This window comes from Streptomyces viridifaciens, assembly GCF_001888885.2.
GTDB lineage: Bacteria > Actinomycetota > Actinomycetes > Streptomycetales > Streptomycetaceae > Kitasatospora > Kitasatospora aureofaciens.
The window spans coordinates 1639504-1662454 of record NZ_CP090841.1 but is presented as its reverse complement, the minus strand read 5'-3'; the positions used below and the strand labels follow the sequence as shown (position 1 = coordinate 1662454).

General features: G+C 70.3%; 19 protein-coding genes and 1 pseudogene. 9 read left to right on the top strand and 11 right to left on the bottom strand.

What is annotated here, in order from left to right; all coding sequences use genetic code 11:
* Positions 1-468 precede the first annotated feature (468 nt).
* From BOQ63_RS14945 to BOQ63_RS14915, 7 genes and pseudogenes are all read right to left on the bottom strand, one after another.
* Positions 469-1512, bottom strand: a complete 1044-nt coding sequence (locus tag BOQ63_RS14945; RefSeq protein WP_051747208.1) for a tyrosine-type recombinase/integrase — start codon at positions 1510-1512, stop codon at positions 469-471.
* A gap of 539 nt (positions 1513-2051) precedes the next feature.
* Positions 2052-2633 (bottom strand): KUP/HAK/KT family potassium transporter, encoded by a 582-nt coding sequence (locus BOQ63_RS14940; RefSeq protein ID WP_499504901.1) that lies wholly within the window; start codon positions 2631-2633, stop codon positions 2052-2054.
* A pseudogene (locus BOQ63_RS14935) lies at positions 2622-4001 on the bottom strand (KUP/HAK/KT family potassium transporter); the annotation flags it as partial. The gene BOQ63_RS14940 and the pseudogene BOQ63_RS14935, both read right to left, overlap by 12 nt.
* A 364-nt stretch (positions 4002-4365) precedes the next feature.
* A complete protein-coding gene (locus BOQ63_RS14930; RefSeq protein ID WP_030289270.1) occupies positions 4366-4887 on the bottom strand; it encodes a TerD family protein in 522 nt (173 codons plus the stop codon).
* A gap of 187 nt (positions 4888-5074) precedes the next feature.
* A complete protein-coding gene (locus BOQ63_RS14925) occupies positions 5075-5284 on the bottom strand; it encodes a hypothetical protein (protein WP_072654428.1) in 210 nt (69 codons plus the stop codon).
* 75 nt (positions 5285-5359) lie between these two features.
* A complete protein-coding gene (locus tag BOQ63_RS14920) occupies positions 5360-6559 on the bottom strand; it encodes an RICIN domain-containing protein (protein ID WP_051747207.1) in 1200 nt (399 codons plus the stop codon).
* Positions 6511-8175, bottom strand: coding sequence for a DUF2254 domain-containing protein (locus BOQ63_RS14915; RefSeq protein WP_072654427.1), 1665 nt, complete (start codon positions 8173-8175; stop codon positions 6511-6513). Before BOQ63_RS14915 ends, BOQ63_RS14920 begins: the two co-directional genes overlap by 49 nt.
* Before the next feature lie 335 nt (positions 8176-8510).
* On the opposite strand from BOQ63_RS14915, the gene BOQ63_RS14910 reads away from it, so the two are divergent.
* Both BOQ63_RS14910 and BOQ63_RS14905 read left to right on the top strand, forming a co-directional pair.
* Positions 8511-9695 (top strand): nitric oxide synthase oxygenase, encoded by a 1185-nt coding sequence (locus BOQ63_RS14910; RefSeq protein WP_167395735.1) that lies wholly within the window; start codon positions 8511-8513, stop codon positions 9693-9695.
* Between the two features lie 514 nt (positions 9696-10209).
* Positions 10210-10935 (top strand): cation:proton antiporter domain-containing protein, encoded by a 726-nt coding sequence (locus BOQ63_RS14905; RefSeq protein ID WP_454132198.1) that lies wholly within the window; start codon positions 10210-10212, stop codon positions 10933-10935.
* A 3-nt stretch (positions 10936-10938) separates the two neighbouring features.
* Here BOQ63_RS14905 and BOQ63_RS14900 read toward each other — a convergent pair whose 3' ends face one another.
* Together BOQ63_RS14900 and BOQ63_RS14895 are read right to left on the bottom strand one after the other, a co-directional pair.
* Positions 10939-11730, bottom strand: coding sequence for a DUF6585 family protein (locus tag BOQ63_RS14900; RefSeq protein ID WP_143174728.1), 792 nt, complete (start codon positions 11728-11730; stop codon positions 10939-10941).
* 238 nt (positions 11731-11968) lie between these two features.
* Positions 11969-12745: a GNAT family N-acetyltransferase gene (locus BOQ63_RS14895; RefSeq protein WP_051747204.1), complete on the bottom strand. Its 777-nt coding sequence runs from the start codon at positions 12743-12745 to the stop codon at positions 11969-11971.
* Between the two features lie 517 nt (positions 12746-13262).
* Here BOQ63_RS14895 and BOQ63_RS14890 point away from each other — a divergent pair.
* From BOQ63_RS14890 to BOQ63_RS14860, 7 genes are all read left to right on the top strand, one after another.
* Positions 13263-14084, top strand: coding sequence for an SDR family NAD(P)-dependent oxidoreductase (locus tag BOQ63_RS14890; RefSeq protein ID WP_030289259.1), 822 nt, complete (start codon positions 13263-13265; stop codon positions 14082-14084).
* A gap of 556 nt (positions 14085-14640) precedes the next feature.
* Complete coding sequence (locus tag BOQ63_RS14885) at positions 14641-14952, top strand: hypothetical protein (protein WP_150475913.1); 312 nt, start codon at positions 14641-14643, stop codon at positions 14950-14952.
* Positions 14953-15177: 225 nt separating this feature from the next.
* Positions 15178-15447 (top strand): hypothetical protein, encoded by a 270-nt coding sequence (locus BOQ63_RS14880; RefSeq protein ID WP_030289256.1) that lies wholly within the window; start codon positions 15178-15180, stop codon positions 15445-15447.
* 254 nt (positions 15448-15701) lie between these two features.
* Positions 15702-16133, top strand: a complete 432-nt coding sequence (locus BOQ63_RS14875; protein WP_030289253.1) for a type VII secretion target — start codon at positions 15702-15704, stop codon at positions 16131-16133.
* A gap of 15 nt (positions 16134-16148) precedes the next feature.
* Positions 16149-18443, top strand: a complete 2295-nt coding sequence (locus BOQ63_RS14870) for a hypothetical protein (RefSeq protein WP_072654422.1) — start codon at positions 16149-16151, stop codon at positions 18441-18443.
* A gap of 5 nt (positions 18444-18448) precedes the next feature.
* Complete coding sequence (locus tag BOQ63_RS14865; RefSeq protein ID WP_072654421.1) at positions 18449-19003, top strand: hypothetical protein; 555 nt, start codon at positions 18449-18451, stop codon at positions 19001-19003.
* Between the two features lie 14 nt (positions 19004-19017).
* A complete protein-coding gene (locus BOQ63_RS14860; protein ID WP_143174727.1) occupies positions 19018-19665 on the top strand; it encodes a hypothetical protein in 648 nt (215 codons plus the stop codon).
* Here BOQ63_RS14860 and BOQ63_RS14855 read toward each other — a convergent pair.
* A complete protein-coding gene (locus tag BOQ63_RS14855) occupies positions 19653-20327 on the bottom strand; it encodes a response regulator (protein WP_030289247.1) in 675 nt (224 codons plus the stop codon). The two genes, BOQ63_RS14860 and BOQ63_RS14855, sit on opposite strands and share 13 nt — an antisense overlap.
* Positions 20324-22858, bottom strand: coding sequence for an ATP-binding protein (locus BOQ63_RS14850; protein ID WP_072654420.1), 2535 nt, complete (start codon positions 22856-22858; stop codon positions 20324-20326). Before BOQ63_RS14850 ends, BOQ63_RS14855 begins: the two co-directional genes overlap by 4 nt.
* Between the last annotated feature and the right edge of the window lie 93 nt (positions 22859-22951).

The window sequence follows — 22951 nt, the reverse complement described above, 5'->3', positions numbered from 1 at the left end:
TGAGGAGCATCAGTCGGACGCCCTTTCGACCGCTGGGGGTCAAGGGGTCGCAGGTTCAAATCCTGTCGTCCCGACTTGCATCACTGCAGGTCAGAGGCCGTTTCCGCTGGATGGCGGAGCCGGCCTTCGTGGTTGGTGGTCGCAGTGTGGTCGTGAACGCTCGTTCGCGTCGCATCAGGGGGTGTATCCGGGGGCTTGGGATGCTCTGGCGCAACCGTTATGCGGCTTTTATTCGTTCGCTCGAAGTAGCTGAGCGTAATCGCCAGCCGATTGAGCTTCTCTCCGGCGTTGAAGCGGGTGGGGGTTCCCCGTAATTGGGCATGGCTGTGGGACCCGCGGCGTCAGCTGGTCTAATGAGCCGCGTGCCTGATTGGGCGTCATTGCCGGACCGGCGGTGACGCCTGCCTGTCGGCTCTTGCCGCGGTGCGAGTGGCTCGGTGGGCCGAGTCGGCTGTGGCCGCGTAGCCGTCAGGCTGCGTGGCTGAAGAGCGGGTTCGGCAGGGATCTGCTGGGGGCGAGGGCGTTGCTGCCGGATCGCGTGCGGGCCTCGACGAGGCAGAGCCTGGCCTCGATGGTGTGCACCGCCGCCATGGCAACGTCCCAGGTCAAGTGGCTGTAGATGTTGGCGGTGGTCGAGAGTGTGGAGTGTCGCAGCGTTTTGGAGATGACGGCCATGGAGACGTTGCCCTCCAGGGCGAGCGTGGCAGCCAGGTGTCGCAGGTCGTGGATGGTGACGTGTGGAAGTCCGGCCTGCTTGCGCAGTTCGTGGAAGCGCCGGCGGACCGCGGCCGGGTGGAGGGGCTTGCCGTCGGAGTCCTGGAAGACGTGGTCGTTGTCGGTGGAGGTGTTTCTCGCCATGGCGCGTTGGAGGGCCGCGGCGACGCGGTCGGACAGGGGCACCCAGTTGCGGCTCTTCTTGGTCTTCGGCGCGGTCAGGACGAGCTCGTGGTTGTCGATCGCGGAGAGCGTGTGACGGATGTACATGACGCGGTCGTCGATCCGGACGCACTGGCGTTGGAGACCGAGTGCCTCTCCCTTGCGCAGGCCGGTGCCGATGATGACCTCGAAGAGGTCGGCGAAGGCGGGGTCGACGCCTCGGCAGTGGGTGAGGAACTCGACGGCCTGCTCGGCGCTCCAGGGCACGCGTTCGTCGGCGCGGGGCCGGCGCATGGGCAGGGGCTGTGCGGCGTTGAAGGGGAGCCCGTGGTTGCGGACGGCGGTGCCCAGGGCGCTGGAGAGCGTTGCCAGGCAGTGGTAGACGGCTTGGCGGCCGCGGCCGGCCTCGAGCTGTTGGTGCGTGTAGGCGGCGATGTGGTCGTGGGCGAGCTCCTCCAGGCGCATCTGGCCGAACACCGGTATCAATTCGCAGAGCACGTAGGTGCGGTAGCGCGCGTACGTGGTGGGCTTGAGTAGGAACTCCATCGACTTCAGCCACTTGGTCAGGTAGGCGGCCACTGTCTCGTGCGGGTGGGCGTCGAAGCCCAGCCGCCGCCCTTCGAGCAGGCGTCGCAACGCGCCCTCCGCGTGCCACGCATCCTCGAAACCGCTGCGGCGCACGGTGCGCCTGCGGCCGTCGAGGGAGGGGATGTCGACTGCGAAGGTCCACGTGCCGTGCCCCTCCTCGGCAAGACTCGGACACCCGGCCCCGAGCTGGCGCCGATCCGCGTCGCGACATCCGCACCGACGGTAGACCCGGCCCCGCTGGCGCCCCGAACTGCGCACTTTCCTCTGCCTCCTGCGGTCATGACTCCTTGATCAGCCCGTGAGGCTACAGATCCCGCGTCTGGATGGGCTGCTGCGACCACCATGCGATCACCAACGCGGAACCATCGCTCTGACCTGCGACTTTCGGTGATTGCCCGCAGGTGGTGAGGTACTCGGCCCAGGGAGAGCTGCTTGCCCGAGTTCTGCGTCAGGTTCGACGCGCAGGAGGACTACAGAGGGTGATAGCTGCGGGGTATTCGGACTCCGGTTGGTGCGGCCGAGCGGCTGGCTAGATTGCCCGCCAAGTGGTGTGGGCCGCGAAGATTCGCGCCGCAGGGACGGCGTGCCTATACCTCGATGTGGGAGCCCATGATGACGGTGCGGTCGCGGGGGAGGCCGAAGTACTCGGCGGCGTCGGCCGTGATGTAGGAGGTGGCGATGAACAGCCGCTTGCGCCAGGGCGCCATTGTCGGGGCCTTTCCGCGTCGGAGCTCGATCTTCGACAGGAAGTAGGAGGCCTGGTCGAGTTGGAGTTGTCCCTCGGTCTGGGTGGGGTCGAGCAGCGTCAGTGCGGCGGGCACGTCTGGGGTCTCCATGTAGCCGAACCGGGCGGTGACGTGGATGATCCCGTCCTCGGTGGGGCCGAGGTGGTCGAGGAGGATCCGCTGGTCGGCCGGGATGCGGGGTACGGGCTCGGTCTCGATGGAGAGGATCACGACCTGGTCGTGCCGCACGTGGTTGTGCTCGACGTTGGCCCGCATGGCCAGCGGCGCGGTCTGCTCGCCGCGGTTGAGGAAGACGGCGGTGCCGGGGACCCGCAGCGCCGGCGCCTGGCCGCTGTGGAGCTGGTCGACGAACTCGCGCAACGGGCCTTCGTGGCGTGCCCGCTCCGTGGTGACGATGTCGCGCCCGCGCTGCCAGGTTGTCATGATGGTGAACGCGGTGAGGCCGATCAGCAGTGGGAGCCACGCGCCGTGGACGAGCTTGGTCGCGTTGGCCGCCACGAACAGCAGGTCGACGGAGAGCAGCACGATCGCGCCGATGGCGACCAGCCATACCGGGGTGCCCCATCTCGCACGGGCGACGTAGAAGAAGAGCAGGGTGGTGATGGTGATGGTGCCGGTGACCGCCATGCCGAACGCGAAGGCCAGTGCGGTGGAGCTGCGGAAGGCGAAGACCAGGGTGAGTACCGAGACCATCAGCAGCCAGTTGATCCAGGGGACGTAGATCTGGCCCATGGTGGACTCTGAGGTGTACGCGATGCGCAGCCGGGGCAGGTAGCCGAGCTGGGCGGCCTGGGAGGCGACCGAGTAGGCGCCGGTGATCACCGCCTGGGAGGCGATCACCGTGGCCGCGGTGGCCAGCACGACCATCGCGATCCGTCCCCAGCCGGGCACGAGCAGGAAGAACGGGCTGCTGATGTTCTTCGGGTCGTCGAGGATCAGGGCGCCCTGGCCGAGGTAGCTCAGCACGCAGGCGGGGAAGACGAGGAACAGCCAGCCGCGGGTGATCGCCGGGCGCCCGAAGTGTCCCATGTCGGCGTAGAGGGCCTCGGCGCCGGTGACCGCGAGCACGATCGCGGCCAGCGCGAAGAACGCGGTGCCGAAGTGGCCGAACAGGAAGCTCAGCGCGTAGCTGGGTGACAGTGCCCTGAGGATCTGCGGGTGGTCGGCGATGCCGGATACGCCGCAGGCTCCGATGGCCAGGAACCAGGCGATCATCACCGGTCCGAACAGCCGGCCCACTGCTGCGGATCCCTTGCGCTGCACCAGGAACAGCACCACGATGATCGCCGCGGTGCCCGGCACGACGGCATTCTCCAGCGAGGGCTCGACGACCTTGAGTCCCTCCATGGCGGACAGCACCGAGATCGCCGGGGTGATCATGCTGTCGCCGAAGAACAGCGACGCGCCGAAGATACCCAGCGCGGCCAGGACCGCGGTGGTGCGCCGGCCCCGCGGTGAGCCGGCCCGCCGCAGCAGGGTGATCAGAGCCATGATGCCGCCCTCGCCCTACGTGCTGCTGGCGCGCATCGCCAGCAGCACGTAGGTGACCAGGACGATGATTACCACCGACCAGAACACCAGCGACACCACCCCGTACACGTTTCCTGGGGTGACCGGGACGGGATGCGGATCGCTCGGGTTGAAGACGGTCTGCAGGGTGTAGATGGGGCTGGTCCCGATGTCACCGAAGACCACCCCCAGGGCGCCGATCACCAGCGCGAGGCGCGCAGTGTCCTGCGCGCTCGGACGATGAGCGTCCGGCGGCCGCAGTACCGCGCTGCGATCGGCCATGGTGGTCCTCCCCGGTGCGGGCTGCGGGGCCGCAGACCTGGTGCATCGGGGCGGACGATACCGCAGTGCGACTGCCGGACGGACGCGCGCCGCATCGCCTTGAACCGCCAGGCCGCGCGAAGCTGAACCGCTGTCACGGGGTGGTGGTATCGCGACCTCCCGTACACGCTCGGTCGGGAGCGGGTCTGCGTGGCGATGTTGTGTCAGCCAGACTGTCCCGTATGACGAGCTCGAATCCCATGAGCTGCCAGGCTCTGCTGGAGCGCGGGTTCGCTCTTGAATACGCCACGCTCGGCACGATCACGGCCGGCTGCCGTGTCGCCGGCGTGCCGGCCGCCGGATACTCCCTCGGGGCGGCAGCTCCCTAACTGCCCATGATCGTCACGAAGGTCGCCGGATCGGCATCGAAGCCGGAGACGCCGGCATGGAATCCCCAGGCTCCTGAATCGTCCCGGACGAATTCCGCGACCCTCGCAGCCGTTGCCTCGCCGACCTCGGTGAAGTCCACCGCCGCGAGTTCATCGTGCCTATTGCGGATCCGTACAGCGGGGTGGGCTATGCCTGCGAAGGTCAGCCGGCCGTTGTGCTGCTGGATGGCGACGCCCACGACCACTCGGATGTAGCGGTGCGCCAGGCGGTCGAGTTCCAGGATGAGGCGCTCGTCGACACCGAGGCCCTTGCCGTCACGGCTGTCCCTGCTGAGCGTGATCGTGCCATCGGGAGAGCGGCTGTCGAAATGCACGAGGTAGGCGGGAGCGCCGGACGGGGCGTCCTCGGTGTACGTCGCTGCGACGAGGTCCAGGTCGTGGGGCACCGAGCCTGCGGGACTCGGATCCCACATTAGGCCCACTTCGACCCGTTCCAGACCCTTGTTGAGACTGCTCACCGGACTCTCCGTTCGTCGGCGCACCGGCCTCCATGGTGCCACCGCAGGCTGGCCAACACTGGGCGATGATCCGAAACTTACGTGTAATTGACATGGCGTCAGTTGAGAGGATCCGCAGTCTTGGGTCTGGTAGGCCGCCCGGCTGCGCCTTCTGGATTTTAACGGGCCCCGCGGCCGTGGCAGAGCGTCAGACGCCTGCCCGGTAGCGGTGCATGAGCGCGACGGCCAGGGGGTCCTCGCCCGCCCACGAAGCCAACCTGGTGAGGATGAACCTCGCCGCCTCGCCGCCTCGCCGCCTCGCCGCCTCAGCGCTGAGCTCGGAGCCGCCCGCCAGGGTGAGGATCCGGGCGGGGCCGGCCCGGCGCAGCCCGACGACGTCCACGGGGTAGAGCAGCACTTGCCGAACCGGCCCGCCTGGCCGGTTCGGCAGGTGCTGTTCAGTTGACCGGGAGTTCGTGCTCCCAGCTCTCGTTCAGGACTGGAGGCTCCACTGCTGGGGCCAGGCGTTGTTGCAGGTCCAGACGCCAAGGGCCTTGGAGTTCTCGTCGTACGTCAGGCAGTCGTCGGCGCTGATCCGGATCTGGAACCGGCCGCCGCTCTGGCCGGCGATCTCCCACTTCTGCTCGGCGGCGCCGCTCCAGGGCCGGGTCTCGGCGAGGTAGCTGTGGGTGTTCTCGGTGAGGGCCATACCGGTTGCGGCGCTAGTGATCTTGTAACGGCCGCCGCCGATCGGAGTGAACAGCCAAGCGGAGTCGCTGCCGTTGCCGCCACCGGCGATCACCGCCGCACCCGCGTTCGAACCGGTGGAGGCGACGCCCTGCCCGTTCTTCACCCGAGGGTGGAGCGTGCCGCTGACGCCGCCGGAGGGCATGCCGGGGTGGGCCGGGACGCCCGGGGTCGCGGGGACGCCTGGGTTGAGCGGAAGACCCGGAGTGGCCGGGACGCCGGGGTCGAGCGGGGTGCCGGGGTCCTTCGGGACGCCCGGGACGATGACCGGTATGCCGGGCGTGGCCGGAACGCCGGGATCGGCCGGACCGCCCGAACTGGTGCCCGGGACGGTGCGGCCCGGGAAGTGGATGATCCGGTCGGTGTGGTCGCAGGCGGCCCACCCGCACGACCTGTGCCGGACCACGCTCCGGTCGCTGTCGTTGCCGACGAAGGCCCAGTTCACGTAGCCGCCGTCGCCCATGTTGGTGAAGGTCGAGTCGCCCGCGAAGATCCAGATCCGGAAGTCGTCGTAGCCGAGTGGGCCGCCCTCCGAGTCGTGGTGCTCCAGCTTGACGGTGGTGTCGACCACCACCGAGTTCATGTTCGCCGTGTAGGGGTTGACGAACCACTTGGTGTCGTAGGCGTCGGTGCCGTCGTACTTGAAGACCATGATGTTGTAGCCGGGCGCCAGGGTGCTGAGCTTGCCGGCCGCGTCCTGGGTGAACCGGGCGTTGTCGGACTTCGCGATGTGGGCCGCGTTGACGAAGAGCCTGACCTCGTCGCCCACGGCGTTGATCAGGGCAGTGGTGCAGTTGCCGCCGCCGACGGTGGACTGTCCCGAGCAGTCGGCTGCCGCTGCCCGCTGTGGGGCGGCCACCAGGCCCGTGACAGCCAGCGCGGACAGCATGGTGCCGGCTACGGCGCGGTGGACGAGCGTGCCCCGATGGCGTGAGAAAGCGTGCATGGTGAAGCTACCCCGATCGTTGGACAGATGACGTTCGTCCACGGAAGACGATCTTTGGATGCTAGGGCTGTCCGTGTGGCTCGCCCCTTTCCCTGACGCACCCCTGACGGAGTGTTTACAGCGTCCAAATGACGGCAGAACTGGGTGGTCGTCAGGTTGATATCGGAGCCGTTGAAGCCAGGGGTGCGGGCGCGCCCATCCCTGCGGCCTCCACCGGCGAATCCGCTGCCCGGTGGAGTGCGAGCAGTGCCTCGTAGCGGCGCAGCACGTGCTCGCGATCGGCCGGCTCGGGCACCGTCGCTTCGCAGCCTCGCCAGATCATCGCGCCCTGCTCCATCGGGGCCTCGCGCCGGTGCGGGATCGTGGTCTGCTCCATGACCCGTCACAGCGCGTCCAACTGGCGGATCATCACGGCGGGCATGCCGACCGAGCACTGGCGGATCTTCTCGAGAGGCGCGTTGGACCAGGCGGTCGTAATCGGCCTGGTAGGCGATGACGCGGATGCGGCCGGCCTGGTCGCGGTGGACGCGCTGGGGGTGCCAGCCATGGGTGATCCGGCACAGGCAGTGGCTCAGCCAGTCGATGCAGGTCAGCGCGGTGAAGGTGTCGTTGACGGCGGGGGAGAGGGTGCGGATGGCGATCTCCACCAACTGGTCGAAGCCGAAGGAGACGTCCTGGGTCAGGGTGCGGTACGGGCCCGTCACCTGTACCCGGGGCAGCTGGGCGTCGAGTTGGGGTGCGGCGACGGGCGGCCAGATCACGGCAAGGGGTTGGCCCTGGACCAGGAAGTGGCCGGGGCGGTAGGGGAGATGGAGGACCGCATCGGCGGCTTCGGCTAGCCGGACCAGCTCGTCGTGCTTGAGGAACTGCAGGTAGCCGGTGACTGGGGTCGGTATCACCGTCCCGGACTCGTCTACCTGGCGCAGCAGGTCGCCGGCTCCGGGTCCGCACTCGGAGCGGGGCGCCGGTGGCCGGTCGGCACCGCTCTGGGCCGCGATGGCCCGGGCCAGGTCGTCGGCGATGACCGCGATGACCTGCGGCAGCTGGATCATGGTGGCGATGTGGTGGATGAAGTAGATCAGCATGCCGAGGTCGACCAGGGTGAAGCCGAGTGCGAGCGTGGTCGACAGGTGCGGTGCGAAGTCGCCGTGCGGGCCGGGGCTTATCGCGACCAGGGCCAGCACGGTGTAGGAGAAGGTGGCCACGAAGGTGCCCAGGGTCAGCTGGGTGGCCCGGTCGCGGATGAAGGTGCGCAGCATCCGAGGGCCGAAGTGGGTGGAGGCCAGTGTCAGGGCCACGATGGTGATCGAGAAGACCAGCCCGACCACGGTGATGAGGGCGGCGGCGATGGTGGTGAGGATCTGGCGTGCGCCGTCGGCCGTCCCGCTCAGTACCCAGTCGGCGAAGGTGATCCGGCCGTCGTAAGCGAGGCGGTCCAGGGTGATGGTGGCCGCGAAGAGCAGCGAGATGAGCAGTGCCTCGACGGCCGGGACCAGCCACAGGTTGGTGCGCAGCCGTTTGCGGCGCCAGGAAGCCCGCTGATGGGGGTGCTCTGACGGATTGCCGGGAACGACATGACGGGCACGGGAAGCTCCAGTTGGCAGGACGTTGTCCACTGCCGACCAGGCTTCCCGGCGCTCCGGGCGCCGAGCGTACCCGAGCAGCTGCCGTCCGCACCCGTTGGCGCGACGGATGGCTTGTCACGTCGTCAACTCGCGCTGTCGCCAAAGGGTTCGGTGGCGCGTCGATGACGGCCGGCCGGGCGGTCAAGCCTGCTGGTCGGCAGCTGATTTGACCTATCCCGGGGTGGCGGCAGGTCGCATGGGTTTCGTCAAATCGGCATCGGAGGGATACGGGTCCGGCGTCCTCCTCGCGTAGTGTCCGACCACGGTCAGATGTTTCGTTTGTGTGAACTGGGTGCCTATCTCTCGCCGTTGACAAGGGGCTCATCGTGAAGACCTCGCACCTGCGCGCGACACCGTCCGTACCCTCCGCCCAGCCCGCCGGCCCGGTGGCCGCCGAGGCCGCCGACCTGCTGCGGCAGCTCGCCGCCGAGGGACACCTGTCGGCCGAGGCGGCACAGCGGCGGACCGGGGAGCTCACGGCCGAGTTAGCCGCTACGGGCGGCTACTGGCAGAGCGACCTGGAGCTTCTGCAGGGCGCTCGGATCGCCTGGCGCAACAACCCGCAGTGCATCGGGAAGTTCTACTGGAAGGGGCTGGACGTCTGGGACTGCCGCGAGGTCGGGGTCGGCGGCTGCGACGAGAGCGGCCTGTTCGAGGTGCTGGTCGAGCATCTGCGGCTGGCCTGGAACGGTGGGAAGGTCCGCCTGCTGCTGACCGCCTTCACCCCGGCCGAGCCCGGCACGCCCGGACCCAGGGTGTGGAACGGACAGCTCATCCGCTACGCCGGCTACCGGCGGCACGACGGGTCGGTGCTGGGTGACCCCGAGACGGTGGAGTTCACCGAGGCTGTGCTGCGGATGGGGTGGCGGGGGCGGGGCACCGAGTACGACGTGCTGCCGCTGGTCGTGCAGTGGCCAGGGCGTGAACCGCGCTGGTTCGAACTGCCTGCGGACGCCGTCCCCGAGGTGCGGATCAGCCACCCCGACCACCCGTGGTTCGAAGGGCTCGGCCTGCGCTGGCACGCCTTTCCCACCATCTCCGACCAGGTCCTCGAACTGGGCGGTCTGCGCTACACCTTGGCACCGTTCAGCGCCTGGTACACCTGCACCGAGATCGGCGCCCGCAACCTGTCCGACACCAACCGCTACGACAAGCTCCCCGAGGTCGCCCGCGGGATGGGCCTGGACACCAGCCGGGACCGCACGCTCTGGCGCGATCGCGCGATGCTGGAACTCACCGCGGCCGTGCTGCACTCCTACGACCAGGCCGGGGTGTCCATCATCGACCACCACTTCGCCACCAAGCAGTTCGTCCGGCACGAGGAGCGCGAGCAGAAGCACGGCCGAGGCTGCCCGGCCGACTGGTCGGCCATCGTCCCGGCCACCAGCGGCTCCACCACCCCCATCTGGCAGCGCCGCTACGAACCCACCAGGGAGCGGCCCAACTTCACACCGCATCCGGTGCCGTGGGCGGCCGACAGCTCAGGTTCGGGAGCGGTCGCCGATCGGTAGCCCCGCCGGGCCCTCGACTCGTGTGAGCCGCCACTCGCGCGGGCGGGGCCTGCCGTGCGGATCCCTCGTCAAGGATGCACAGCGCGTGCCAGGAGAGGGTCAGCTCGGGCCGCAGCTCGGCGCCGACGCGGTGCGGCAGGGTGGAGTGGACGGTCTGCCAGCGGTCGGCCCGGATCCGGTTCACCTGGCAGGTTTCCCCGCGCGAGGGCAGGGCGCTGTCCAGGCCCGCTAAATCTCCGATAAAATTACCCGCGGTGAGCCGGGAAGCCTGGTCGGCACGGGGGACGGACTGCAGCGTTCAGCGGCAGCGACCCCGTCTCTCGTGAGCAGGGGTTCCTCGGATGCGCGCGGTGGCGCCCGTCCTCTTCCTGGTGGTGCTGGCCACGGCCGTGGCCACCTTCGCGCGGCGCTGGCGCCATCCCCGCTCCCTCCCTGCTGGTGCTCGCCCGGCATCGCCGTCGCGCTGATACCCGGGACGCCGGCGCTGCGGATCCCGCCGCAGACCATCGCCCTCGTGGTACTGCCGCCGCTGCTGTACGCCTCCGCCGAGGAACTGTTACTGCGGGATCTGCGGGCGGTGTGGCGGCCGGTGACCATCCTCGCCTTCGGCCTCGTGCTGGCCTCGGTGGCCGCGGCGGGCTATGTCGCGGTCGCGGTGACCGGCCTGCCACTCGCGATGGCGTTCGTCCTCGGTGCGGTACTGGCGAGCACGGACCCGGTGGCCGTGACGGCGCTCGGGCGTCGGCTCGCTCTACCGGTTCGTACTCTCGTCGGCCGGGTGAGCTGGAGGTGCGCGAGTTTCCTGTGTGGTGCTCGCATGGCACCTCGGCGGGGTGACACTCAGCAAGTCTGGTCAGGGCAGCTCACGCCGGAGCCGGCGGTGGTGCTCGACCTGCCCGGCCTGCTCGTCGCCACCTGCACGCCGCTGGTGACGAGACAGTCCGCCAGGTGCTCGCCTCCGGCTGAATCGTCCGCCGTGACCAAGGCCGCTCGCTTCGGATCACCGGCCCGCTCGAACTACACTGCGCCGCGCTGCAGCAGAGCACCACCATTGTCGCCGAAGCAGCCGGCCTGGCCGAGCACAAGGCCCACCGGTCTACACCGCCCGCCTCTCAGCTGCCGAGAGCCCTCGGCCATGAGCCCGGAATTTCAGGCGTCGCATGGTCAACCGGAGCTTCTTGATCTGACTGTGTGTCGGGAACTGCCGAACGGGAGGGTGGCCGAGGATGGTCCCGTGTGAAGGCTATCGCCGGAGTTGTTCGACCAAGGAGGTGAAGAGCTGGAGGTTCGGGAACATCCGAACCGGGTCGCCGGACAGCCCCGCTCCCTTCCCGGCGACCTCGATGCGGACGAGTCCCTGCCTGCTCGCGCCGACGCCCTCCACCTGCGACCAGGGGACCCGTTTGCGTCCCGCTTCCACGCCGGTCAGGTCCACCCGGAAACGGCCGAACGTGAGGATTTCTCCTGACCGGAGGGCGGCGATCGTGCCCGTCAGTTGCGCGTCGGCCACGGCTTGCTGGATGCGTCGGCCCCATTCCTCGGGGCGCGGGAACCCTTCGCGGATGGTGAGCCATTGGCCTCCATGGTCGCGCAGCGTGTAGGCGTGCTTGATGCGATTGCTCCGGCCGAAAGTGTGGTACCGGCCGATGTTCTGGTACACCGTCATCGCGTCCCAGTGCAGCACGCGCAGTTCGCCGTGCCCGACGACGACCAGGCCGTGCTCGTAGAGGTGGAGGCCGGCGTCCGTCCTGGATCTCCTGACGCGACTCTCGCGTAGGAACCGGTAGATCAGGAGGAGCGGGATCGGCACCGTGCAGAAGGCAGCCAGGGGCGGGGACATGGGGGCCAGCGCGACGCCGGCGGACACCATGATGGCAAGGATGATGGACACGACGACGATCTCCGACCGCTGGAAAATCGGTGGGAGCGGCGCCGGAACGTAGGTCGCACGATGGCCGCCCAGATGGTGCCGCGCGGCAGTCTCCGGGACGTGCTTCGACAGCGGGCCGTCATCAGGCTCGGTGATGCGGCCCATCTGAACCTCCGGCTTGGATCGGGCAAGTACCTGTTCCGGGACGAACCAGGCAGTGCACCGCAGGGGAGTGCGCGCCTCTTCGAGGTGGACGCGGTCCAAGTCGGCCACGGGACAGGTAATCGATGGCGGTCGTTGACGCGGGCTTGGCGGCGTCCGGCGCGGCTCTGACGCCTTCTTGGCGCGGAGGTGAGCGCGGGTCGGGGTGGTGGCCTCGGTCCGGAAGCCCAGGCGCCCGCTGTCAGCGGGCAAGGGCCGGGCCCGCCCAGTACAACACCTCGCGCCGCACCGGCCGGAAGCCCGCGGCCTCGGCCAGCGCCCGGCTGGCGTGGTTGCTCACCGGCGCCGACCACGTCGCGGTGAGCCCCTGCGCGTGGGCCGCGGCGGTGGCGGCGTGGACGCAGGCGAGTGCGAGGTCGAGCCGGCGGAAAGCAGGGTCGGTCGCCACGGCGATGTCGAGGTGGTTCCGCCCGACGAGGTAGCCGCAGGCGAGCGAGGCCAGGTACGGCCCGATGAACGCGCCCCAGGCGAAGCCGCTCACCGCGAGAGCGCGGTGGCCACCCCACGTCGAGGCGGTCCAGTGCGGGCCGTCCGGCGATGACCCGACAGGGGCGGACCGTCGGGCGAGCCGGTCGAGCGCCGTCTCGTCACTGGCCTTCAACGCCCGCACCCACGCCCTCGTGTGGCGCGACACCGGCCGGGGCCGCTCCGCGTGGACGTGCAGCACGCGGACCCAGGGGGTGAGGTGGGTGAAGGTGCGGCCGAGCAGGGGCAGGAAGCGGTCGGGGGCGTGGAACTGGCCGCGCCCGAAGCGGGCCAGGACGTCAGGGTCCAGTCGGTCCGGGTCGCCACGCAGCAGGCGTTCCGGTCCGCAGTGCACCAGCAGCGCCCGGGGCGGGGCGGGGTCGTCCGCCCACCAACCGCCGTGGGAGCTCCGTGCGACATGGGCGGGCAGGACGCGCGCGCCGGGCCGTTCGGGGGAGAACCAGTCGGTGGCAGGAAAGGTGGTGGCGGACATCCGTCCAGTACGACAGGCCGAGGCGAACCGGCGGCGGCCCGTTGACGTAAGCCTGGCGGTGGCGGGCCGCCTCCTGACGGAACCTTGGCGAGCGCCCGAGGGACAACGTCGTCAAGGAATTGTCGGCAGCGCGTCAGGGGTACGTCAGGGAGGGTGAACGCACTTGCCCCGGGCCTCCCCGAGGGCTTCGATGGGGGACATGCACCGCTCGACACGCCACCACGACCGCCCGCCGCATAGCCGGCCGCGGATCGTCGTCGCTGTCGCGGTCGCCACTGCCGTCCGGTAGGACCAAGCGCCTTCCCGCCCGTCACCGGCCGCGCGTACGGGCCGGCTGCTGTTCGCCGTGCCCATGCTCATCACCGCCGCCCGTCCCCTGCCCCGGCGGGCTCCGAGGGCAGGGGGCAGACGGGCGTTCCACCGCATCACACCTCCCGCGCCGGCGGCCCCGGAGGCGTACGGCTTCGCGCCGTGCCGCCTTCGCACCCCGCCGGTGCCCTTCCACCTTGGATGAGTCATGTCCGAATCCGTCCTGTCCGCCCGTACCGTCCTGGTCACCGGTGCCTCCTCCGGCATCGGCTGGGAGACCGCCCGGCTGCTCGCCGGGCATGGCGCCACCGTGCTGGTGCACGCCAGGACGACGGCCGAGGCCGAGGCGGCCGTTTCCCGGCTGGTCGACGTGGGCGCCCGGCGCGACCAACTCGTCGAGCTGGCGGCCGACTTCAGCAAGCTGTCCGAGGTCGCGGTGCTGGCCGGTACGGTCGTCAAGCACTACCCGTCGCTGGACCTGCTGGTGAACAACGCCGCCGTAATGGCGCCCGAGCGCTGCACCCTGACCGACGACGGCAACGAGGTGTCGCTGCAGGTCAACTTCCTGGCCGCGCACCTGCTGGCGAAGCTGCTGCGCGCCCCGCTCGCGGCGGCCGGGGACGCGCGGATCGTCAACGTGTCGTCCTCGCTGCACCGCACCGCCTCGATGAACTGGTCGGACCCGCACCGGGTGAAGAAGTACTCGCGGGTCGCCGCCTACGCGCAGTCGCAGCTCGCGCTCACCATGGCGACCGCCGACATGGCCCCGGTCGGCTCCGGCATCACCGCGGTCAGTCTCAACCCGGGGCAGTGCGACACCGCCCTGTTGCCGCTGTACGGGCGCACCGGCGCCCCGGCGGCGGACGGCGCGGCGGCCGTGGTGCGGCTCTGCCTGCCGGACGTCGAGCTGGTCAACGGCGCGTACTACGACGGCGGCGTCATCGCGCAGACCGCCCCGGCCGCCCAGGAGGAGCGCTCGCTGAAGCGCGTGGCCAAGCTCGCCGACCAGCTGGTCGGCCAGGCCGCCTGAAGCACACCGACCCGACGAACGAAAGGAGGGCCGCCGTGTCCAAGCGCGCCCGCAAGAAGAAGGCCCGACGGAAGAAGAAGGCGAACCACGGCCGCAAGGCCGGGCAGAGCTGACCCCGTAGACCCACCCGGTGCCGCGTGCCACCGGCACCGGGTGCACCCCCTCGGCCCTCGCGGCCCGGCGTCCGGCTGTGCGGACGGCGGCCGCGGGGGCCGAGGCATCGAGCCGCGCCGTCGACGACGAGCCGACGCTGCTTCGCGCACTGCAGACGGGGCTCCAGGGCCGACGCCGAGCAGCGATCACGGCGGCCACCGGTCAAGCGGACGGGACGGGAAGACGAGGCCCTGACCCGCGGCGACAATGCCTCGTCAAGATGACCGTCGAGGGCATCAAGGACCCGTCAAGACAGTCGGACGGGTGTTCGATGGCGCCTAGCGTGAGCTGCGAGGAAACGGTTCGCCGCCCGGGCGTGGGGCCTGACGGCGGACCGTTTGCCGAACCCCGACCCTCGGCGGGTTCCTCCGGGGAAGGTTCGGCGGCCAGTGAAAGACCACGGGTGCTGGCCGCGTTCCAGCAGTACCAGCGCGACGACCGGAAGATCCGCGAGCTCAACGCCCAGGGCAAGCTCAAGGAGGCCGTCACGTTCGACACCGGCACCACCGCGGGCCAGTCCAACGCCGACTTCGACGCGCTCAGCGCCGCCCTCGACGACGACCAAGCGATCAACCAGCGCGCCTTCGACGGAGCCGTCGCCGTCACCGACGACGACCTCGACGCCGCCACGGCCGGGCTGGGTGCGGCGGCCCTGGCGGCGGCGCTCGCCCTGACCGCGGTGGGGGTACGGCCCCGCCTGTGCGAGTTCGCGTGAGCAGGAGCGCCGGTGCGGCCCACGTCGCGCAGGCCGTCGAGCCAGCCGCGCCCCGCCGGGCGGCGCGCCGGCGCGAGGGCCGGCCGCTGCGGGCGCTGTGGAGAGTGGTCGTGGTCCTTCCAGAGCCCTTGCTGCGATCGCGGTGGTCTCGGGGGTGATCAGCCTGGAGACCTTTCTGCTGGCGGACTGACGGATTGATCAACACGGAAGGAAGCAGAAGGAATCATGAGCAACCACGTCGTCGTGGTCGAGATCGGCCTGACCAAGAACCGCTTCGGCGCCGAGATCAGGACCTCCGAGCCGATGTCCCTGGAGGAGGCTCGAGCGTTCGCACTGGAGGCGGCCCGCGGCCAACACCCCGACTTCGCGCCGACGGCGAAGGAGACCCAGGTGCTACGGGCGGGGGCGGATCAGTACCTGGTGGTCGAGGGCCACCGGTTGAACCCCGACAGCCTGAACCGGTTCACCGTCACCCAGGTCGTCGACCCCAGCTGACCGCCCTCGCGCGGCGCGACATTGCGGTTCGTCTCCCCGGCCGGTGGGCCGGGGAGGCGGACGATCCGGTCACAGCTCGGAGCCACCCCCGGTCTTGGCGCGCGGCCAGGCGTCCGGCGTTCCCGCCCGTCAATGATTCGTTGTGATTCCACCGGTCGGGCGCACGCGAAGGTTACCGGTCGGTAGGCTCGCCCGGTTACTCATGGGGGGCACCGGACCGAGCGTCCGGTGCGCATTGAGGGGAGTGGCGGACGATGTCCGACCGCGGGACCGCGTTCGACCGGATGATGAACCCGTGGGCCTACGATGCCGAAGGCAATCTGACGGCCCAGGCCCAGCGCCAGGAGGCGGCGCGGACCCGGCTCAACTCGGCCGAGTCGCCGGCCGGCGCCGGCGGTGGATTCTCGGTCAAGCTCGGGGAACTGACCGCAGCCGCCACGGACGCCGAGCAGATCAACTGCCGGCTGAGCGGCGAATGCCAGAGCGCCGACCAGAAGATGACGGCGGTCGCCGCAGGCCTCCCGGGCTTCGGCGTGGGGGCGGCGTGCAAGGAGGCGTCGACCACCTGGGACAAGCAGATCCTGGCGCTGTCCAAGGTCATCGGCGCTCTCGCCCAGAACCTCCGGACGAGCGTCCACAACTACCAGTCCACGAACTCGGCCGCGGCCGCCGGATTCCAGGGCTGACGGGGGGAGTGCACCATGGTCGACCTGCACGATCTGAGCAACGCCAAGGTGGACGTGCTCACCGCCGCCGCCACCTCCTGGGAGCAGATCGCGACGAAGCTCAGGGCGATGGACGGCGAGTGGAACAGCGTCGTCGTCGCCAAGATCAACGGCTCGGGCTGGACGGGCAAGAGCTCGGAACTGGCCAAGCCCGCCCTCCAGCGCGGCAACGACCAGCTTGGCGCCGCTGCGACCGAGGCCGCCGCGATCGCCTCCGTACTGGGCGAGGCGGCCAAGGAGATCCAGGCCGCCAAGGACAAGGCCGCAGCGGTCGTCGCGGAGATCACGGCCGCTGGATACACCGTCAGCCAGGACGGCGGCACGGTCAGCTGGCCGGCGCCGGACAAGGCGACCGCGCACGACCCGGAGGCGTCGCGGACCTACCAGGACAAGTGCCGCGCCAAGGCCGAGGGCTTCCAGCACCGGATCGGGAATGTTCTCAGGGAGGCCACCGAGGCCGACCAGCGGGCCTGCTTCGCCCTGCGCGCCGACGCCACCACCGACAAGGACGGCTCCTTCAACGCCCAGGCAGTCGGAGGCGGCCCCGAGGCGGACGCCAAGCGCGCCGCCCAGCTCGCCGCCAGGGGCAAGAAGCTCACCGACCCCGAACTCCTGGAACTCAACAGCCTGCTGGCCGCCCACGGCGGCGACCCGGTGTTCACCACCAGGTTCTACGAGACGGTCGGGCCGAAGGGCCTCTTGGTTTTCTGGGACAACATGGTCGGCGCCGACTCCGGCGTGGACGGTGTGAGCGACGCCCGCCTGCAGCAGTACCGGGACCTGCAGAAGAACCTCGGCACCACCCTGGCCACGGCCACCCGAACCTCCAACCAGCCGCACCTGTCGGACCAGTGGGAAGCCGACCTGCGCAAGGCGGGCTGCGAGCTGCTGTCCGAGGAACCGCCGGTCGGGATGGGCACCCGACCGTACATCCCCCGCGGGTACCAGGTGCTGGCCGGCATCCTGCGGACCGGGAACTACGACCCGCACTTCCTCGACCCGATCGCCGAGCACGTCGTCCAGCTCGACGCCAAGGACACCAACCGGACGAGGCCGTTCTGGCCCGACTTCGGGGGTGACAAGCGGGGAATCTTCAACATCGCCGGCCAGGACGGGGCAGCGGGCTACCAGCCGCTCACCGGGATCCTGGAAGCGCTGGGCCACAGCCCGGAGGCGGCCACCAAGTTCTTCCACGACCAGCCCACCGCCTACAACACCGACGGCACGGTCAACCCGAACGGAAAGCCCAAGCCCGCCGACTACCTCCATTACCTGGCGCACGACAAGGAGTTCAAACCGGACACCCTCTCCTACGACAAGGACGTCCAGGCGAAATCCCTGGCCAGCGGGCCGGCCGCGCTCGGCCACGCGCTGGAGGCGGCCACCAGCGGCCACCCGTACGACGAGACGCCCAACCCTCCGCTCCGACACCGCGCGGACCAGGCCGAGGTCATGGCCAAGGTGATGGACGAGTTCGGCCACAGCAAGGACGGCGGCAGCCTGGCCCGGATCACCGGCAAGGACGCCCCGCTCGCCGCGCTGCGCCCCAGCCTTGGTCACCTGGTCGCCGACTACATGGGGGATGTCCAGCACTCCTTCTCGAAGTTCGACAGCATCCTGCCGGTGAACGGGGCGCCCGCCAACCTCGACACCTCCCACGTTCGTGCCGTCCTCAACCAGCTCGGCCGCGATCCGGAGGCGTACGGCAGCGTCATCAACGCCCAGCAGGCGTACACCACCGCGCTCATCCACACGGCGTTCGCCGGGGGTGAGACCGACACCACGAAGCTCGCCATCCCGGTGGACAACGCGGCGAGTTCGGGCGGTGCCATCGCCGGGATCCTCAACGAGGCGCGTGCGGACGCGGTGTTCAAGGACCACGCCGCCTTGGACAAGGCCTACAACGACGCGGTGGCCAACGGGGCGTCGTGGGCCCGGGGTGCGTTCGACACCGTGGTCTACCAGGCCACCGCGGTGGTCCCGGGCGCGGGCGCGGCCGGGGACTTCGTCTTCGGCCAGATGCTGCAGAGCATCGTGGACAGCACGCACCAGGACACCCTCGCGGCGGCGCAGGACGAGGCCGGCCAGAAGGCGGACGAGGGCCGCAACGCGAGCGGCATCAGCACGGCCCAGGCCGTTCGGGACGCGGCCGCCGGGAGCGGCCTGAGCATGGACCAGATCAATCAGCTCGCCACCCATGCGGGGCACCAGGCCGCCCAGGGCGGCGCAGTGGGTGCCGTGGCGAACAGCACCGCCAACGGGAAGGGGTGACGGGCATGCGGCGGTACGAGACGGCGCTGCTCGCCGGGGGACTGGTGGTGGCGTTCACGGCGACCGGGGTCGTCGGCTACCTGGACTGGCGGGCGCACGAACCGGACGGAGACCGGAGCAGGGCGACGACCTTGTGCGGACTGCCCACCGGGCCCGACACGCCGCTCGGTCGGCTGCTGCCCCCGGGCCGGCAGGACGTCCAGGAGCGCGTCCACGGATCGGGCGATGAGGGGGCGTCGGAGTCCTGCACGATCCGGGTGGACGGCCGGACCGCCCTGACCGTCACCGCCGACCGCCACGTGGGACGTGCCGTACTGCCGCCCGCGCCGGCCCAGCAGAGCGGTGTGGAGAGCTTCGGGGCCGGCAGTTCCTCGGTCGCCTGGGCGCGGGGCGCCGCGGTCGTGGAGTACTGTCCTCGCCCCAACTCGTTCCACCACGTGCTGTTGCGGGTCGTGCCGGGTGAGGCCGCCCGGGTCAGTCAGCCGCAGGCGGACCGGGCCGATTTCGAGGACCTCGCCAAGTCCGCGCTGCCGAAGGAGATGATTACGGGGTGCGAGTGAACGGTCTCCGATGGGTGGCAGGGTCCGCTGCTGTCGTGGTCGTCCTCGGCGCCGGCCTGTTCGGCTGGCACTACCACCTCGATCAGAGCGTGAAGCACCCGCCGGCCGTGGACCTCTCCCACGGAGAGTGCCGGGGAACCCTCGACGACCCGCGCTTCGCCGCGTCCCTGGGGTCCACCCGACAGGTCCGGGTCGACACCACGTTCATTCCGGGCGGGTCCACCTTGCCCGACATCCTGTCCTGCTTCGTGGACGGCGAGCACCGGCGGGACCTGAGCGTCAGGGTGAGCGGTGCGGGCGACGAACAGGACCGAACCACCCTCGAACGGAAGGACGTACCGGCGGACGCCCAGTCGTTCCCGGGTGGTGAGGCCGGGGACGGCGCCGCCGTGGTCCGCTTCACCTGTGTCACCAGGTCGGGCGCCGACGGCAAGGAGCTGATCTGGTACTACACGGCGACGGCTGCGGTCCAGAACGCCGGGGGCAACTCGGATCCCGCCCCGGGCCGGCAGAAGACGGCGGAGTTGGCGGTGGCGTTCGCCCACCGGGCAGCCGAGAAGGCGCTCGGCTGCACCAACACCATCGACCTGCCGGGCGGGCCGTACGTGTTCAGCTCACTGCCTTCGGACCTGGTGCCCCCAGGGGCGGGTCAGGGCTCGTAGCGGTAGCCCATGCCGGCCTCGGTGATCAGGTGGCGGGGGTGGGCGGGGTCGGGTTCGAGCTTTCGGCGCAGGCCCGCGAGGTAGACGCGCAGGTAGTGGCGCTGTTTCTCGGCGGTGGGGCCCCATACCTCGCGTAGGATCTGGCGGCCGGACACCAGGTGGCCCGGGTTAGCCAGCAGAAGGGTGAGGATCTTCCACTCGGTGGGGGTGAGACGGACGGTCCCGTCCGGCCCGGTGGCGGTGGTGGCGTCCGTGTCGATCTCGTACTCGCCGATCCTGGGGTTGTGCTCGCGGACGAGGCGGGACGGTCTGCGCAGGACGGCCCGCAGCCGGGCGAACAGCTCGTCGGGGTCGAACGGCTTGGTGACGTAGTCGTCGGCTCCGGCGTCGAGGGCGCGGATCACCTCTTCGGGCTCGGTGCGGCCGGAGAGCACGATGATCGGCGAATCGAGGCATGCGCGCAGGCCCTGGAGGACGTCGAGGCCCTTGAAGTCCGGCAGGCCGAGGTCGAGGAGGACCGCGTCGGGCTGCTCGCGCGCGGCCGTATCGAGTGCCTCCTGGCCGCTGCTTGCGGTGATGACCGCGTACTGGCGGGCGCGGAGATTGATCCGCAGGGTCTGCAGGAGGAGCGGATCGTCGTCGACCAGCAGAATGCGGCTCACCGCTCCTCCTCGACCTGGGTGGCTGCGGGCAGGGTGAGCAGCATGGTGGTGCCGCCGCCTGGGGTGTCCTCGACTTCCAGGGTGCCGCCCATGGCTTCGGCGAGGCCGCGGGAGAGGGCGAGGCCGAGGCCGACGCCGGTGGTGTTGTCGGTGTCGCCGAGGCGCTGGAAGGGCAGGAAGACCCGGTCGCGGTCCTCGGGGGCGATGCCGGGGCCGCGGTCGACGACGCGGATCTCGACCTGGTCGGCGTGGTGGCTGGCGGTGACCAGGACGGGCGCGCCGGGGGCGTTGTGGCGCAGCGCGTTGGCGATGAGGTTGGCGAGGACGCGTTCCAGCAGGGGCGGGTCGGCGAGCACCGGCGGGGCGGTGTCCAGGTCGAGCGGCTGGACGGCGGCGTCCGGGTCGGCCAGGGAGTCCATCGCCCGGGGCAGCACCTCGTCGAGCTGGGTGGCCTCCAGGTGGAGGGTGAGGGCACCGGCCTGAAGGCGGCTCATGTCGAGGAGGTTGTCGACCAGTGCGGTGAGCTTGAACAGCGACTCGTTGGCCATGGTGAGGAGTTCGTCGCGGTCGGAGGGGGCGAACTCCACGTCCGCGCTGAGCAGCGAGCCGACGGCGGCGAGGGCGGCGGCGAGCGGGGTGCGCAGGTCGTGGCTGACGGCGGCGAGCAGGGCGGTGCGCATCTTGTCGGCGGCCTTGATCGGTTCGACCTCGGCGGCTGCGGTGGCGAGGCGGTCGCGTTCCAGCGCGGCGGTGACGTGTGCGGTGAAGGCCGTCAGGACGCGCTGGTCGGTGGCGGAGATCTGGTGTCCGGCCAGGATCAGCAGCGCGTCCGGTCCGGCCGGCAGTTCGGTGACCGTACGGTCCGCGGCCGGGTCGCCGTCGGAGTCGCTGCGGGCGATGGTGCCGCCGTCGCGGTCCAGCAGGGCGACGGAGTCCAGGCCGAACGCGGTGCGGGTCTTGTCCAGCAGTGCGGGCAGGGCGTCGGCGCCGCGCAGCACGCTGCCGGCCAGGGTGGAGAGGGTCTCGGCCTCGGCCGTGGCGCGGGCGGCTCTGGTGGTGAGGCGGGCGGCGTGGTCGACGACGGTGGCGACGGTGAGCGCGACGACCGCGAATACCACCAGGGCGATGAAGTTGTTGGTCTCGTCGATGGTGAAGGTGTGGACGGGCGGGATGAAGAAGTAGTTGAGCAGCAGCGAGGCCACCAGCGAGGCCAGCAGCGCCGATGTCGCGCCGCCGAGCAACGCAACGGCCACGACGCCGAGTTGGAAGATCAGGGCGTCCGTCGTGAGGTTGACCGAGTGGTGGAACTGGGACAGTACGGCTGTCAGCAGCGCGGGCACCACCAGGCCGGCGGCGAAGCCGGCGACGGTGCGGCGCCTGGAGTGGCGGGGGCCGAGCTTGGGCAGGATCCGGCCGCGGCCGGTGAACTCGTGGGTGACCATGTGGACGTCGATGTCCTCGGACGCGTCGATGGTCGTCTGGCCGTTTCCGGGGCCGGTGAGGAAGCGGTTGATCCGGCCGCGGCGGCTGGTGCCGAGCACCAGCTGGGTGGCGTTGTGAGCGCGGGCGAAGGCCAGCAGCGCGGTGGGCACGTCGTCGCCGACGACCACGTGGTAGCTGCCGCCCAGGTCCTCCACCAGCTGGCGCTGTTGGGCGAGTGCACCGGGCGAGGCGCCCGCGAGGCCGTCGCTGCGGCTGACGTGGACGGCGAGCAGTTCTCCGCCGGCGGTGCGGTCGGCGATCCGGGCGGCGCGGCGGATGATCGTCTCGCCCTCAGGGCCGCCGGTCAGCGCCACCACGACGCGTTCGCGGGTCTCCCAGACCCGGTCGATGTTGTGAGTCGCCCGGTAGTCGCGCAGTCCTTCGTCGACCCGGCCGGCGACCCAGAGCAGGGCGAGTTCGCGCAGGGCGGTGAGGTTCCCGACCCGGAAGTAGTTGGTCAGGGCGGCGTCGACCTTCTCCGCCTTGTAGACGTTGCCGTGGGCCATGCGGCGGCGCAGCGCCTGGGGGGCCATGTCGACGAGTTCGATCTGGTCGGCCCGGCGCACGACCTCGTCGGGGACGGTCTCGCGCTGGGGGATCCCGGTGATCTTCTGGACGACGTCGTTCAGCGATTCGAGGTGCTGGATGTTGAGGGTGGTGATGACGTCGATGCCGGCGGCGAGCAGTTCCTCGACGTCCTGCCAGCGCTTGGCGTTGCGGCCGCCGGGGATGTTGGTGTGGGCGAGTTCGTCGACCAGGACGACGGAGGGGCGGCGGGCGAGCACGGCGTCGAGGTCCATCTCCTCGAACTCGGCGTCGCGGTAGGAGCGGTGGACGCGGGGGACGATGTCAAGTCCGTCGAGCATCCCTGCGGTGTGCCGGCGCCCGTGGGTCTCGATGAAGCCGACGACCACGTCCGCGCCGCGATCCCGCCGCCGGTGGGCCTCGTCCAGCATCCGGTAGGTCTTGCCGACGCCGGGGGCCGATCCGAGGTAGACCCGCAGCCGTCCGCGGCGATGAACGGTGCCGGGAGTGAGGTCAGGGGACATGGGTGCTGCGCTTTCTGACGAAGGGTGGCCGGTACGAAGGGGTGTCCGGGAAAGGCGGACCGTGGAGTGTGGTCCGCTGGGACGGCGCGCAAC

Bases quoted from the DNA above. Each gene is read 5' to 3' on its own strand.
- BOQ63_RS14940 (WP_499504901.1), bottom strand. From the start codon at position 2,633: ATGACAACCTGGCAGCGCGGGCGCGACATCGTCACCACGGAGCGGGCA.
- BOQ63_RS14920 (WP_051747207.1), bottom strand. From the start codon at position 6,559: ATGCACGCTTTCTCACGCCATCGGGGCACGCTCGTCCACCGCGCCGTA.
- BOQ63_RS14900 (WP_143174728.1), bottom strand. From the start codon at position 11,730: ATGGGCCGCATCACCGAGCCTGATGACGGCCCGCTGTCGAAGCACGTC.
- BOQ63_RS14895 (WP_051747204.1), bottom strand. From the start codon at position 12,745: ATGTCCGCCACCACCTTTCCTGCCACCGACTGGTTCTCCCCCGAACGG.
- BOQ63_RS14890 (WP_030289259.1), top strand. From the start codon at position 13,263: ATGTCCGAATCCGTCCTGTCCGCCCGTACCGTCCTGGTCACCGGTGCC.
- BOQ63_RS14880 (WP_030289256.1), top strand. From the start codon at position 15,178: ATGAGCAACCACGTCGTCGTGGTCGAGATCGGCCTGACCAAGAACCGC.
- BOQ63_RS14875 (WP_030289253.1), top strand. From the start codon at position 15,702: ATGTCCGACCGCGGGACCGCGTTCGACCGGATGATGAACCCGTGGGCC.
- BOQ63_RS14870 (WP_072654422.1), top strand. From the start codon at position 16,149: ATGGTCGACCTGCACGATCTGAGCAACGCCAAGGTGGACGTGCTCACC.
- BOQ63_RS14865 (WP_072654421.1), top strand. From the start codon at position 18,449: ATGCGGCGGTACGAGACGGCGCTGCTCGCCGGGGGACTGGTGGTGGCG.
- BOQ63_RS14850 (WP_072654420.1), bottom strand. From the start codon at position 22,858: ATGTCCCCTGACCTCACTCCCGGCACCGTTCATCGCCGCGGACGGCTG.